We start from the raw sequence: 13471 nt of genomic DNA on the forward strand, positions 1-13471 counted from the left end.
ACAACCCCGGCCACGCTGACCCCGGCAGTGCCCACTCCGTCGGCGTTCACTCCGGTGACCGGAGCGCGGGGCCTGCCGGCTCGGACGGCGGGCGCCCCACGGGCGAGCGCGGTGGGTCCACCCCCGACCAGCACAACGCCGGCCGGCACGGGACACCGGCCGGCACCCACCCCGGCACGACCCCGTCGGGCGGCACCCACACCCCCGACACCCACATCGGGGCCCACGCCGCCGTCGGAGCGGCCGGCTTCGCCGGTGCGACGGTCGCCGGCCGCCTCACGGACGAGCACGGCGACACCTCTGCCCGGGTCGCGCCCGCAGGTACCTCGTTCTCCGCGTCCGGTCTCGCAGCGTCGACCGGCCAGGCGGGCCTGTCGGCATCGCCGGTGGCCGGGCAGATCGCGGGTCAGGTCGTCAGCGGCACCACCACCGCCACGGCCGGTGCCGCGGCCGGGGTCGGCACCGCGGCCACCAGCCAGCCGGTGACCACCACGCCGGTCAGCGCGTCCACCCACGCCAGCGCGGCCGCCCAGCCGCTCACCAGCACCGTCGAGAACGCGGCGACCGCGAACACGGCGGCGCACGTCACCACGGGCGCGGCGACGACGACCTCTGGCTCGAACGTCCACACGGGCGCCACCGGCCCGGTGGCGCCCACCGCCGACCTCGGCGGCTCCGCCACCACCGGCGCCGACAGCCACACGGCCGGGAACGTCGCCGCGCTGCTGGGCGCCGGCACGACATCCGCGGGCGCCCACGACGCGCCCACCGGGACCGCGACCACCGGCACGACGGGCCACACCACCGTCGGTGGTGCGACCGGAACCACCACCGCCGGCTTCGGCACAGCGGCGGGGACGACCGGCCCCGCGGCCACGGCCCCGGCGGCCCCCACCCCCGCGGCCACCGTCGGCCACGCCACGACCGGCGCCACCGCCGCGGACCACACCGGGACCGCCGCGGCCACCACCGGAGCCGCTACGACCGCGCACACCGCGCCGACGGCGACCACGGCCGCCACCGGAACCGCGGCCACCGGCTCCGCCACCACCCACACCACCGCACCGGCCAACACCACCGCACCGGCCAACACCACACCGGCCACGACGGCCCACACCACGACACCCGCCGCCACCAGCACCGCGCCCACCACCACCGCACCGGCCACCACCACGACCGACACGACGGCCCACACGACGACACCCGCGGCCACCACCACGGGCACCACCACGGGCACGGCGGCCACCACCGACACCACCGCCGCCCACAGCGGGCTCGCGGCCACCACCAGTGGCCTCTCGAGCGGCCTGACCACCGGCGCGACGACCACGACCACCACCGACCACACGACCATCGACCACACGACCGTCCACCACTGATCGGCAAACCGTCCGCCCGGTCCGTGCCCCGTCCGTGGCACGGGCCGGGCGCCCGCCCGCTCCCGCACCGCAAGGAGATTCCCGTGTCCGTCACGACGGATCAGGTCGTCCACGCCCCCGCGAAGCCGCCGCCGGCCGCCGACATGCTCGCGCTGCTCGACCGGCTCCGCGTCCTCACCGACGCCGCCGGGCGACCCGACCTCGGCGAGCGCCTCCTCGGCGCCCGGGCACGCGTCACCGACCCGCTGCTCCGGGTGGTGGTGACGGGGCAGTCCGGCCAGGGCATGAGCGCGCTCGCCGAGACCCTGGTCGGCGTCACCGCCGGGAGGCGGCCGAGCGCGTCCCGAGCCGACGTCACCGCGGCCTACGACCTGCTGTCGGAGAACCTCTCGCTCGTCGACGTCCCCGGCACCTCCGGCGAGGACTCCGCGGGCGCCGCCGCCGCGCTCCCCGTCCTCGCGGGCGCGGACGCGGTGCTGTTCGTGTCCGACGCCAGCCAGGAGTACACGGCGCCGGAGATCGACTACCTGGCGCAGGTGCACGCGCTGTGCCCGACCGTCGTCGGCGTCATCACCAAGATCGACGCCTACCCGCAGTGGGGTGACATCCAGCGGGCGAACCGCGGACACCTGACGGCCGCGGGACTCGACATCCCGCTGCTGCCCGTGTCCTCCCCGATGCAGCAGGCCGCGTTGCGCAGCGGCGACGACGCCCTGGCCGTCGAGTCCGGCGTCCCGCAGCTGCTCGGCTTCCTCCGGGAACGGGTGGTGGGCGCCGCCGACGCCGTGGTGCGCGCCGCCGTCGTCAACGACGTCCGGGTGGTGACCGACCACGTCGCGCTGGCGCTGAACGCCGAGCTCGACGTCCTGAACGACCCGAGCCGCGAGGCCGAGCTCCTCGACCGCCTTCGCGCGGCACAGCTGTCCGCCGAGCGGCTGCGGACGCGCTCGGCGAACTGGCAGAACACGCTCGGCGACGGTGCCACCGAGCTGGCCGTCGAGGTCGAGCACGACCTGCGGCACCGGCTGCGCGTGGTCGTGCGCGAGGCCGAGACCGACATCATGAGGTCCGACCCGGCGAAGCGCTGGGACGAGTTCGACACCTGGCTCCACGGCCGGATCGCCGAATGCGTCCGGCAGAACTTCGTGCTGGCCCACTCCCGCTCGCAGCAGCTGGCCGCGCAGGTCGCCGAGCGCTTCGCCGACGACGGGACGGTGGCCGTGCCCGCCCTGAACCTCGACGACACCGGGTCGGTGCTCGACCCGGTGATGGCGCTCGAACCTCTCGACAGCCGCAAGGCCGGCGTCGTGCAGCGGGTGATCTCGAGCATGCGGGGCTCCTACGGCGGCATCCTCATGGTCGGCGTGATGACGAGTCTCGCCGGGCTCGCCCTGGTCAACCCGTGGTCGATCGGCGCGGGCGTCCTGCTGGGCGCCAACACGTTCCGCGAGGACCACAAGAGCCGCACCGCGCGCCGCCAGGCCGAGGCGAAGACGTCGGTCAACCGGCTGATGGACGACGTGATCTTCCAGGTCGGCAACGAGTCGCGGTTCCGGCTCCGCGAGGTGCAGCGCACACTGCGCGACCACTTCGCCGCACTGGCCGGCGAGATGCTGCGCTCGGCCGACGACGCGCTGCGCTCGGCCCAGGACGCCGGACGGCTGCACGCCGACCGGCGCGACGCACGGATCGCCGAGGTCCAGGACAGCCTCGGCGAGCTGCGCCAGCTGCGCGTCCGTGCCGCAGGCCTGCTCCCGGCCGGCCGGAGCGCCCAGCGATGACCGACCCGGCAGCGATCCCGGCCGTGACCGATCCGGTCGTGCTCGCTCGCATGCTGCTCCGGGACGCCCGCAGCGAGCTGAGCGGGTGGGAGGTGGACGAGGAGCTCGCCGTGTGCGAGCGGCGGCTGGACGAGCCGCTGCGGATCGCGCTCGCCGGCACCCTGAAGTCCGGCAAGTCGACGCTGCTCAACGCGCTGGTCGGCGAGGAGATCGCCCCCACCGACGCCACCGAGTGCACGCGGGTGGTCACGTGGTTCCGCCGCGCGTCCAGCCCGCGGGTAGACCTCACCCACGACGGCGGACGGCACACCTCCCTGCCCGTCCACCGCGTCGACGGCAGGCTCGTGCTCGACCTCGCGCCGGTCACCGCCGACCGCGTGGAGCGGCTGGAGGTGGGCTGGCCGTCGTCACTGCTGGACCGCTACACGCTTGTGGACACCCCCGGAACGTCGTCGAACTCCCGCGACGTGTCGGCGCGCACGCTCGCGTTCCTCACCCCCGACGAGGGCGAGTGCGAGGCCGACGCGGTGGTCTACCTGATGCGCTCGCTGCACAGCACCGACGTGGCGCTGCTGCGCCAGGTGCAGCAGCGTGTCGGCTCGGGACGGGGGCCACTGGGGATCGTCGGCGTGCTGTCGCGGGCCGACGAGATCGACGGCGGGCGGTTCGACGCCGGACAGCTCGATTCCGGGCCCGGAGCGTCGCTGGACGCGGCCCGGCGCGTCAGCGCGGAGCTGTGCACCGCCGCCGAGCTCGACGGCCTGCACCGGGACTTCCTCGCGGTGTCCGGCCTGCTGGCCGTGCGCGGGCGGACGCTGCGCCAGCGGGAGTTCACGACGCTGCGCTCGCTCGCCGAGCTGCCCGACGTCGACCTCGACGCGGCGCTCGTGTCCCCCGGGCGCTTCGTCGGCGCGGGCGACCCCGATCGCGAGGACCTGCTCGGCGCGTTCGGCATGATCGGCGTCCGGATCGCGGTGTCGCTCGTGCGCGCGGGCGCCACGGACGCGCCGTCGCTGGCCGCGTCCCTGGTCCGGCACAGCGGTCTCGACGAGCTGCGCGCCACGATCGACGCCCGGTTCGGCGGCCGACACGGGCAGCTCAAGGCCCACACCGCGCTGCGGTCGCTGCGCCGTGTGCTCGGGCGCCGCCCGACGCCGCGGATCGCCCGGCTGCTGCGCGCCGTGGACCTCGCCCTCGCCGACACCCACATGTTCACCGAGCTGCGGGTGCTGGCCGGGCTCGGCGGCCTGCCGGTGGAGGAGGCGACGCGGGACATGCTGCACCGGGCCCTCGGCGGCCGCGGCACGTCCGCGGCGGTGCGGCTGGGGATGCCCGCCGACACCGCGCCGGTGGCGCTGCGGGACACGGCCCTGCGGGGCGTCGCGTACTGGCACCGATTGCTCGACGACCCGCTGCTCGATCCGGCCACCGCCCAGTCGTTCCGAGCGGCGGTGCGCAGCTGCGAGGCGCTCGTCGCGCAGGTGCCTCCCGCAGCGGTGGTGCCCCGCCCGGACCTCGCGGCCTTGATGGCCGACATCGGCAGGCCCGGACCGGGCGAGGTGGCCTACCGTGATCCACATGGTCACCGCAGCCCCGCGCACCCGTGACGTCCTGTGGTCCGACGTGGAGGACGTCTACGCCGCGATACTCGCCCACCCCTTCATCGCCGGTCTGACCGACGGCACGCTGCCGCGCGAGGCGTTCCGGCACTACATCGTGCAGGACGCCCACTACCTGCGTGGCTACGCGAAGGCGCTCGCGGTGTGCGCGGCCAAGGCCCCCGACGAGGACGGCACGGTCATGTTCGCCGAGCACGCCGCGGGGGCGATCGCGGCCGAGCGTGACCTGCACGCCGCGCTGATGGCGGAGATGGGCTCCCCGCCCGAGGAGGCCGCGGCCGAGCCGGTGGCCCCCACCACCCGTGCCTACGTCAGCTACATGCTCGCCACCGTGTACGGCGGGTCCTTCGCGGAGGCCGTCGGCGCGGTGCTGCCGTGCTACTGGATCTACGCCCGCGTCGGCGAGGAGCTGGTGGCGCGCAGCTCGCCCGACCCGCTCTACGCCCGCTGGATCGCGATGTACGGCGGCGCGGAGTTCCAGGCCGTGGTCGACGCGGTGCTGGAGGTCACCGACCGGGTCGGCGCGACGCTGTCGGAGACCGAGCTGGCCCGCGTGCGGGAGCACCACCGCACCACGTCGCGCTACGAGTGGATGTTCTGGGACGCCGGCTACCGGCAGGAGCAGTGGCCCGTCTGATCCCGATCCGTACTGGTTCGTGGTCGCGGTCAGCGCTGGTCGAGGCGGTCCGGGATGACGACGTGCAACACGAAGCTCACGATGGCCACGACGATGGCGCCGAAGAACGCCGGCCCGAACCCGTCGACGGTGAACGGCAGGCCGATCCGCTCGGCGATGAACCCGACGAGCAGGAACAGCAGCGCGTTGACGACGAGCCCGATCAGGCCCAGCGTCAGCAGGTAGAACGCGCAGCCGACCGTCTTGATCAGCGGCTTGAGCGTGGCGTTGACGAGCCCGAAGATCAACGCCACCACGATGAGCGTGCCCACACGGGAGCCCGTGGTGCCGGCTTCGTTGTGGATGCCGGGGACGATGAGCGTGGCGACCCAGAGGCTGACGGCGATGACCGCCACCCGGATGACGTACGCCAGAGCGTTTGACATCAGTCCACCACCGCCTGGTTGACGAGGGCCCGCAGCTGCGGGCGGATCGGGTAGGTGCTCGACGGCAGGAGCTGGGTGAAGAACAGCGCGGTGATCTCCTCGACGGGATCCACCCAGAACGCGGTGCTGGCCAGCCCGCCCCACGCGTACTCGCCGGCGCTGGTGACGCCCTTGCCTGCGGCCGGGTCGAGCACGACGGAGAAGCCGAGCCCGAAACCGACGCCCTGGAAGGAGGACTCGGCGAAGATCGGGCGACCGATCGCCGCGAGGTCGTGGCCACCGGGCAGGTGGTTGCGGGCCATGTAGGCGACGGTGCGCGGGGAGAGCAGGCGAGCCCCGTCGAGCTCGCCGCCGCGGGCGAGCATCTGTGTGAAGCGGTGGTAGTCGGCCGCGGTGGACACGAGCCCGCCGCCGCCCGACAGGTAGGTGGCCGGCCTCGTGACGGCGTCGCCCATCGCGTCGTAGCGGCGCAGGCCGCCCGCCGGGTTGCGCACGTAGAGCGCGGCGAGCCGGTCGAGGTCGGTCTCGCCCACCGAGAACGCGGTGTCTGTCATGTCGAGCGGGCCGAGGATCTCCTCGGCGATGAAGGCGTCGAGCGTCTTCCCGGACGCCACCTCGACCACGCGGCCCAGCACGTCGGTGGCCACCGAGTAGTTCCACTCCGTGCCGGGGTCGAACACGAGCGGGAACTGCGCGAACGCGTCGCAGGCGCCCTCGAGGTCCATGCCCCGCGGGACGCCGAACTCGAAGCCCTTCGCCCGATACATCTCGTCGACCGGGTGGGCGTGGTGGAAGCCGTAGGTGAGCCCGGAGGTATGGCTGAGCAGGTGCCACACCCGCATCGGTTCGGTGGCGGGCACCGTGCCCGGGTTGGCGGCGGACCCGCCGCGGTAGACGCGCATGTCGGCGAACGCCGGGATGTAGCGCGACACCGGGTCGGTCAGCTCCAGCGCGCCGCGCTCGTAGAGCATCATCGCGGCCACCGAGGTGACCGGCTTGCTCATCGAGTAGATACGCCAGAGGGTGTCGTCGGCGACGGGCCGGCCGGCCTCGACGTCGGCCAGCCCGTAATGGGCCAGATGGGCTACCCGACCCCGGCGGGCCACGGCGATCGTCCAGCCGGGCAGCCGGCCGTCGTCGACGTAGCGGCGGAAGTGGGAATCGATGCGCCCCAGGCGATCGGCGTCGAAGCCGACCTCTCCCGGTTCGGCGTCCACCTTGATCTGAGCCACGGTCGCGACCCTACTCCCGATCACTCCCCGTCACGTTCTCCGACGATCATCGCTGGAACCGGTGAACGCCCCTGAGCTCGGATAACAGGCTCACCGGTCGTCCCGACAGGGGGATGTCGGGCCGACACCACGGCCCCCTCCCCGAAGCCGGTGACCCCGATGGCCGCACCCCGCACCGCGACGCTTCCGCCCGCCACTCCGATCAGCTGGGAGGCCCAGGCCCCCACGGGTCGCACGCCCGTGCTCGCCGACGGCCTGCCCGCCGCTGCTCCCTTCGGCACCGGCCCGTTCGCCGCCGGCCCCGTCACCCCCGCGGCGGCGGCCACTCTCGACGGGCCCGGGCCCACCCTCGCCCGCAGCCTGGTCGGCGCGATCGCCGGAGTGCTGGCGATGCTGCTCCTGCTGGCGGTCGTCGGCGGCCTGCTGCAGCTCACCGGCGCCGTTCCCGCCTGAGCCGCCGATCAGGGGGGCGGCGCGGCGGGTCCGAGCCATGCCCGTGCGCGCCGAGATCGATGCGGCGGCGCTGATGGTGGGCTCGCGCGCCCCGGACTCCTGGCGCACGGTGGCCGACCTGCCGCTGGCCCGTCGGTCACAGTCCGATGCCGGAAGCCCCGCGCACGCGGGATGATCGCGGAGTGACGGTGCGCCCCGGGACGGTCCCGCTGCCCGGTGACGACGAGGTGCTGCGCGCCCTCGTGCACCGGCGCGACAGCGGCGGCACGGACGACGGGAACCGCATCGCGCTCGTCGTCAGCGGCGGGGGCATGCGCGGCGCGTACGCGGGCGGCATGGCGCACGCGCTCGACGACGCCGGGCTGGGCGGCATGTTCGACGTGGTCTACGGGGCCTCGGCGGGCGCGTACATCGGGGCCGCCCTGCTGCTGGGCGACGGCCGCGGCTCGGCGCACATCTTCTTCGAGGACATGGCCTGCCGGTCGTTCGCCGACCCGCGCCGCCTCGGCTCCCGCAAGCCGGTGGTCTCGCTGGACTACCTGCTCGACGACGTGATGGTGCATTCCAAGCCCATGCCGTGGGACCGGCTGCGCGACTCCCCCGTCCCGCTGCGCGTGGTCGCCACGGCCGCCGACGACCTGACCTCGCACGTCCTGGAGCCGCGCACCGCGTCGGAGTGGAAGACGGCGCTGCGCGCCACGGCGGCGATCCCGGTGCTGGCCGGCCCGTCCATCGAGCTGCACGGGCGACGGTGGATCGACGGCTCGGTGTCCGAGCCGCTGCCGGTGCTGCGTGCCCTGCGTGACGGGGCCACGCACGTGCTGGTGCTGATCAACCGCACGGTGCCCGACCTGCGCCGCGCGGACCCGGGCGCAGGCCCCGCGCGGTGGGCCCGCGCCCTGGACCGGCTCGCCCCCGGGCTGGGCACGATCGCCGAGGAGAGCCACCGCATCGGGCCGGTGCTCACCGTGCTCGACGACGCCGGCCACCCGTCCCGCGAGGGCAGGCACCTGCTCGCCCTCACCCCCGGCACGGACGCGGGCGTGAAGGGCCTGACCACGGACGTCTCGCGGGTCTACCGGGCCGCACGCATCGGTTACGCCACGGTGGAGGCCGCACTGGCCCCGCTGAGCACCGGACCTGTCACCCCCTGACGAGCGCCTTGACCGTCGTCGCGGGTCGCAGGAGGGTCGTGCTCATGGATGCCGATGTGATCGTGGTGGGGGCCGGGCTCGCGGGGCTGGTGGCGACGGCGGAGCTGGCCGACGCCGGCAGGCGCGTGCTGCTGCTCGACCAGGAACCCGAGTCCAACCTCGGCGGCCAGGCCTACTGGTCGTTCGGCGGGCTGTTCCTCGTCGACTCCCCCGAGCAGCGACGCCTGGGCATCCGCGACTCGTTCGACCTCGCCATGCAGGACTGGCTGGGCAGCGCCGGCTTCGACCGCGGCGTCGACGACCCGGCGGGTGAGGACTTCTGGGCCCGCCAGTGGGCGACCGCCTACCTCGACTTCGCCGCAGGTGAGAAGCGTCCCTGGCTGCACGCGATGGGCGTGCGCTTCTTTCCCGTGGTCGGCTGGGCCGAGCGCGGCGGCGGCCTCGCCGACGGCCACGGCAACTCCGTGCCGCGCTTCCACGTCACCTGGGGCACCGGTCCCGGCGTCGTCGCCCCGTTCGAGCGGCGGGCGCGGGAGGCCGTCGCCTCGGGCCTGGTGGAGTTCCGCTTCCGCCACCGCGTGGACGGCCTGAACGTCACCGACGGCGTGGTCGACGGCGTGCACGGCGCGGTCCTGGAGCCGTCGACGGCCGCCCGCGGCACCGCGAGCTCCCGCGTCGAGCAGGGCGAGTTCACGCTGAGTGCCCATGCCGTGATCGTCACGTCCGGCGGCATCGGCGCCAACCACGATCTCGTCCGGAAGAACTGGCCCGCCCGGCTGGGCACCCCGCCGAAGCACATGATCTCCGGCGTCCCCGAGCACGTGGACGGCCGGATGCTCGGCATCGCCGAGGACGCGGGTGCCCGCCTGGTGAACCGCGACCGCATGTGGCACTACACCGAGGGCATCCGCAACTGGGACCCGATCTGGGCCCGGCACGGCATCCGCATCCTGCCCGGCCCGTCCTCGATGTGGTTCGACGCGCGGGGCAAGCGCTTCTCCGCGCCGAACTTCCCCGGCTTCGACACCCTCAGCACGCTCACGGCTATCACCGACTCCGGCTACGACCACTCGTGGTTCGTGCTCACCCAGAAGATCATCGAGAAGGAGTTCGCGCTCTCGGGATCGGAGCAGAACCCCGACCTGACCGGCAAGGACATCGCCGCCACGCTCGGCCGCATCCGGCCCGGCGCACCCGGGCCCGTCGAGGCTTTCAAGCAGCACGGCGAGGACTTCGTCGTGGCCGACACGCTGGCCGAGCTCGTGACGGGCATGAACAAGCTCACCGACGAGCCGCTGCTCGACCTCGCCGACCTGCAGCGCCAGATCGCCGCGCGCGACCGCGAGATCGACAACCCGTTCACCAAGGACCTCCAGGTCACGGCGATCCACGGCGCGCGCCGCTACCGGGGCGACAAGCTCGTGCGCACCGCCACCCCGCACAAGATCCTCGACCCGCGCAACGGCCCGCTCATCGCCGTGCGGCTCAACATCGTCACCCGCAAGACGCTCGGCGGCCTGCAGACCGACCTGTCCGGCAGGGTGCTCCGCGACGACGTCACGCCCTTCCCCGGCCTCTACGCGGCCGGCGAGGTCGCGGGTTTCGGCGGCGGCGGCGTGCACGGCTACCGCTCGCTCGAGGGCACGTTCCTGGGCGGCTGCATCTTCTCCGGACGGCAGGCGGGCCGGGCGGCGGCGCTGGTGACCGGCTGACGATCCGGCCGGGAGACCGTCGGGGCTCCCTCTTCCCGCTCCCCGCTCCCCGCGCTCGCTGACACCCCGGCGGAGCGACCCCGATCGGCGGGATGACCCGGGCGCCGTCAGCCGCGCAGTGCGTTGGCGACGCGCATCAGCACGTCGCCGTGGCACGGCTCGCCCACCGGACACCAGCAGGCCAGATCCCGGCCACGCAGCTCGGCGCGGGCCCGCTCACGCAGCTCCGGCCGGTCGGCGAGGTACTGGTCGTAGAGCGCGACGGAACGGGCGCGGTCGGGCACGTCCCCGCCGACCGGGAACGGGTTGCCCCAGCGCGATGGTCTCGAGACCACCACCGCTCCTTCGGGCTTGCGCCAGCCCCGGGTACGGCGCAGCTGGATCCGTTCGGGCACCCCTTCACCCTGTCATGGCATCATCGGCCGCTCACGACGCCGACGGAGGAGGTGGGACCGATCACCGCTCGACCGGATCGCGCGCTCCCACCTCGTCGCCTGCCGTAACGGCTGCGGGAGCGCCCCCACGCCTCCCGAAAGGTCCCTGTGCCCACCTCCGAGTCCTTCCCCACGGTCGTCACCACACTCCGTGCCGCGGGTTGCGTCTTCGCCGAGGACGAAGCGCGGCTGCTCACCGCCGCCGCGTCCACCCCCGAGGAGCTCGCGGTCCTCGTCGACCGCCGCGTCACCGGCCTCCCCCTGGAGCACCTCCTGGGCTGGGCGGAGTTCTGCGGCCTGCGCATCGCCGTCGACCCCGGCGTCTTCGTCCCCCGCCGGCGCTCCGCGTTACTCGTCAAGGAGGCCGCCGCCCTCGCCCGGCCCGGGGCAGTCGTCGTCGACCTGTGCTGCGGCACGGGGGCGGTCGGCGTCGCGATCGCAGCCGTCGTCGGTGACGTCGAGCTGCACGCCGCCGACATCGACCCCGCCGCGCTGCCGTGCGCCCGCCGCAACGTCGCCATCGTGGGCGGGCAGGTGTACGAGGGGGATCTCTACGCGCCGCTGCCCGCCTCGCTGCACGGGCGCGTGGACATCCTCGTCGCGAACGCCCCGTACGTCCCGACGGGGGCGATCGGCATGATGCCGCCGGAGGCCCGCGACCACGAGGCCCGCGTCGCCCTCGACGGCGGCGCCGACGGTCTCGACGTCCAGCGCCGCGTGGCCGCCGGTGCTGTGCGGTGGCTGCGAAAGGGCGGCCACCTGCTGATCGAGACGAGCAAGGACCAGTCCATGCTCACCGCGGCGGCCTTCGCCGAGGGCGGCCTCACCCCGCGGGTGGCCACGTCCGACGAGCTGGACGCGACGGTGGTCGTCGGGACCGCACCGTGACCGGCGCTGTGGTGCTCCCCGACGGAACCGTGGTCCACGGTCGCGGTCGTGGCCAAGCCCTCCCCGACGGCCCGCCACCCCGACTTCGGCCTCTACCTCGGCGTCGCCCGCAACCGGACGCAGCGGCACACCGGCTGGCCCACGGAGTGGATCGACCGGCCCGACTTCCGCACGCCCCGTGACGACGACGCGGCCGCGCAGGCGATCGTCCGCACCCACGCGGTGGCCCGATCCGGCCGGCGCGTCGAGCGCGGGTGAGGAGCCGCGCCACTCACCCGCCGACGCTGCCACCCACGAAGTCCGACACCGTCGCGGCGAGCACCTTCTCATCGACGTTGTGGTCCTGGTCCGGCAGCTCGCCGTCGCGCGCGCCGGGGACGGCGGCGGCCACCGCCCGGGCGGTGTCGCGGAACCACGTGGAGCTGTTGCCGCCCGCCAGTACCAGGGTCGGCGCGGTGATCGTCGCCAGCCTCGCCGCCGGCACTCCGCCGCCGACGACGGCGACCTCGTAGGGCAGCGTCGGGGCGAGCGCCTCCATCCGGGGCCACCACGGAGCGGCCGCCATGCCGGCCACCGCCTCCGCGGGCATGCCCGTCTGCACGAGGAACAGCCTGGCCGCATCACCGAGCCGGCCGGTGTCGACGGCCTCCGTCAGCTCCCGCCGGAAGCGGTCGTCCTCCGCGCTCGTGTCGTCCGCCGCGTACGGCGGCTCGTAGGCCACGAGCGCGGTCACGGCCGCGCTGCGGGCGGCGAACTCGAGGGCCAGCGCCGCTCCCGACGAGTGCCCGCACAGCGCCGCCGAGCCTCCCGCCGCGGCGACGACCGCGGCGAGGTCCTCGATCTCGCGGTCCACGGAGTACGGCAGCGTGTTGCCACTGTCCCCGCGGCCGCGCCGGTCGTAGCGGAACACGGTGCGCCCGCCGGCCAGCATCCCCGCCATGCCGGCGAAGGCCGTCCGGTCGCAGAACGCACCGGCCACCACCACGAGCGCCGGGCCGTCGCCCTCCCGTTCGACGGCGACGGTGGTGCCGTCGGCCGACCGCACCGTCTCCACGGATCGCGTTGTCACCTTGATGCCGCCTCTCGTCGAGCCCCATGCTCACACGGCAGACCAGTCGGCCTCGCCGAACTCATCGATGGTCGAACAGGTCCTGGACGAGGACCTCTGCTGCGCCGGGAGCGCGGGCGGTCAGCGCGACGCGCGGCCCGTCGAACGCCATCTCGAAGCCGACGAACCGGCAGCACTCCTGCTCGGCGACCGCGGGATCGGCGAGCTCACCAGCGCGGTCGGCCGGCAGGCGCACGGTGGCGCCACCGCCGGCCGCGGGCTCCCGAAGGGCGTCACCGCCGCGGACCCGGTCCAGCGGCAGGCCCAGGTGCTGTGTCGCGCAAATGAACCCGACCCGGTCCACGTCGGCGTCGGTGTAGACCCGGTACCCCGCCGCCGTGCGTGCCGCAGGGAGGAGATCCTCCCGCTCGTAGTAGCGCACCGTCGTGGCCGGGGCGCCGGTCCGCTCGGCGAGCTGGGAGATCCGGTAGCCGCTCACGTGCCGGACCGTAGAGCTTCACCTCGGCTCGGAGGTCAAGCCGAGAACGTCGTCTCGGTGCTTGACGAGGTTCTCGGGCCGGTGGTCGTCCTTGCCCGTCCACGCCGGGTTCTGGTGAGGAGATCCCCAGCCCGTCGCACTCCCCCGATCTCTGAGCGGTGCCGGGTTCGGATGGAGCCCAGGTGCCCGATAAGTCCGTCTCGCCGAGTA

Annotated in this window: 15 protein-coding genes; 9 read left to right on the forward strand and 6 right to left on the reverse strand. The window is 74.3% G+C overall.

The window, feature by feature from the left end; all coding sequences use genetic code 11:
* Positions 1–406: 406 nt before the first annotated feature.
* Entirely contained in the window at positions 407–1363 is a 957-nt protein-coding gene (locus tag JWR81_RS18575) for a hypothetical protein (RefSeq protein WP_297654056.1), read from the reverse strand.
* Positions 1364–1462: 99 nt separating this feature from the next.
* Between JWR81_RS18575 and JWR81_RS18580 the strand changes: the two genes are divergently transcribed.
* From JWR81_RS18580 to tenA, 3 genes are read left to right on the forward strand one after another with little or no spacing between them, the layout of a single operon-like run.
* Positions 1463–3160 (forward strand): hypothetical protein, encoded by a 1698-nt coding sequence (locus JWR81_RS18580; RefSeq protein ID WP_297654059.1) that lies wholly within the window; start codon positions 1463–1465, stop codon positions 3158–3160.
* Positions 3157–4767 carry a dynamin family protein gene (locus JWR81_RS18585; protein WP_297654062.1) on the forward strand — a complete coding sequence of 537 codons (1611 nt, stop codon included), beginning with the start codon at positions 3157–3159 and terminating at the stop codon, positions 4765–4767. Before JWR81_RS18580 ends, JWR81_RS18585 begins: the two co-directional genes overlap by 4 nt.
* Complete coding sequence (gene tenA / locus JWR81_RS18590; protein WP_297654065.1) at positions 4739–5416, forward strand: thiaminase II; 678 nt, start codon at positions 4739–4741, stop codon at positions 5414–5416. Before JWR81_RS18585 ends, tenA begins: the two co-directional genes overlap by 29 nt.
* A gap of 29 nt (positions 5417–5445) precedes the next feature.
* On the opposite strand, the gene JWR81_RS18595 is transcribed toward tenA, so the two are convergent.
* Together JWR81_RS18595 and JWR81_RS18600 are read right to left on the reverse strand one after the other, a co-directional pair.
* Positions 5446–5841: a phage holin family protein gene (locus tag JWR81_RS18595; RefSeq protein WP_297654068.1), complete on the reverse strand. Its 396-nt coding sequence runs from the start codon at positions 5839–5841 to the stop codon at positions 5446–5448.
* On the reverse strand, positions 5841–7073 hold the full coding sequence (locus tag JWR81_RS18600; RefSeq protein WP_297654071.1) for a serine hydrolase: 1233 nt from the start codon (positions 7071–7073) through the stop codon (positions 5841–5843). Before JWR81_RS18600 ends, JWR81_RS18595 begins: the two co-directional genes overlap by 1 nt.
* Positions 7074–7232: 159 nt before the next feature.
* Between JWR81_RS18600 and JWR81_RS18605 the strand changes: the two genes are divergently transcribed.
* From JWR81_RS18605 to JWR81_RS18620, 4 genes are read left to right on the forward strand one after another with little or no spacing between them, the layout of a single operon-like run.
* Positions 7233–7526 carry a hypothetical protein gene (locus JWR81_RS18605; RefSeq protein WP_297654074.1) on the forward strand — a complete coding sequence of 98 codons (294 nt, stop codon included), beginning with the start codon at positions 7233–7235 and terminating at the stop codon, positions 7524–7526.
* Positions 7527–7563: 37 nt separating this feature from the next.
* Entirely contained in the window at positions 7564–7701 is a 138-nt protein-coding gene (locus tag JWR81_RS18610; protein ID WP_297654077.1) for a hypothetical protein, read from the forward strand.
* Positions 7702–7708: 7 nt separating this feature from the next.
* Positions 7709–8680, forward strand: coding sequence for a patatin-like phospholipase family protein (locus tag JWR81_RS18615; protein ID WP_297654080.1), 972 nt, complete (start codon positions 7709–7711; stop codon positions 8678–8680).
* Between the two features lie 44 nt (positions 8681–8724).
* Positions 8725–10392, forward strand: coding sequence for an FAD-binding dehydrogenase (locus tag JWR81_RS18620; RefSeq protein ID WP_297654083.1), 1668 nt, complete (start codon positions 8725–8727; stop codon positions 10390–10392).
* Between the two features lie 107 nt (positions 10393–10499).
* On the opposite strand, the gene JWR81_RS18625 is transcribed toward JWR81_RS18620, so the two are convergent.
* Complete coding sequence (locus JWR81_RS18625; protein WP_297654086.1) at positions 10500–10787, reverse strand: DUF4326 domain-containing protein; 288 nt, start codon at positions 10785–10787, stop codon at positions 10500–10502.
* A gap of 147 nt (positions 10788–10934) precedes the next feature.
* Between JWR81_RS18625 and JWR81_RS18630 the strand changes: the two genes are divergently transcribed.
* Positions 10935–11714, forward strand: coding sequence for a putative protein N(5)-glutamine methyltransferase (locus JWR81_RS18630; protein ID WP_297654091.1), 780 nt, complete (start codon positions 10935–10937; stop codon positions 11712–11714).
* 48 nt (positions 11715–11762) lie between these two features.
* Complete coding sequence (locus JWR81_RS18635) at positions 11763–11972, forward strand: hypothetical protein (protein ID WP_297654094.1); 210 nt, start codon at positions 11763–11765, stop codon at positions 11970–11972.
* Between the two features lie 13 nt (positions 11973–11985).
* Here the strand turns inward: JWR81_RS18635 and JWR81_RS18640 are convergent, their stop codons facing one another.
* On the reverse strand, positions 11986–12783 hold the full coding sequence (locus JWR81_RS18640) for an alpha/beta hydrolase (protein ID WP_297654097.1): 798 nt from the start codon (positions 12781–12783) through the stop codon (positions 11986–11988).
* Positions 12784–12844: 61 nt separating this feature from the next.
* Positions 12845–13261 (reverse strand): MerR family transcriptional regulator, encoded by a 417-nt coding sequence (locus JWR81_RS18645; RefSeq protein WP_297654100.1) that lies wholly within the window; start codon positions 13259–13261, stop codon positions 12845–12847.
* Positions 13262–13471: the final 210 nt, after the last annotated feature.

This window comes from Pseudonocardia sp. (assembly GCF_025965585.1).
Classification (GTDB): Bacteria; Actinomycetota; Actinomycetes; order Mycobacteriales; family Pseudonocardiaceae; genus Pseudonocardia.

Coding starts and splice junctions, on each gene's coding strand:
- JWR81_RS18585 (WP_297654062.1), top strand. CDS start 3,157: ATGACCGACCCGGCAGCGATCCCGGCCGTGACCGATCCGGTCGTGCTC.
- tenA (WP_297654065.1), top strand. CDS start 4,739: ATGGTCACCGCAGCCCCGCGCACCCGTGACGTCCTGTGGTCCGACGTG.
- JWR81_RS18595 (WP_297654068.1), bottom strand. CDS start 5,841: ATGTCAAACGCTCTGGCGTACGTCATCCGGGTGGCGGTCATCGCCGTC.
- JWR81_RS18605 (WP_297654074.1), top strand. CDS start 7,233: ATGGCCGCACCCCGCACCGCGACGCTTCCGCCCGCCACTCCGATCAGC.
- JWR81_RS18610 (WP_297654077.1), top strand. CDS start 7,564: ATGCCCGTGCGCGCCGAGATCGATGCGGCGGCGCTGATGGTGGGCTCG.
- JWR81_RS18620 (WP_297654083.1), top strand. CDS start 8,725: ATGGATGCCGATGTGATCGTGGTGGGGGCCGGGCTCGCGGGGCTGGTG.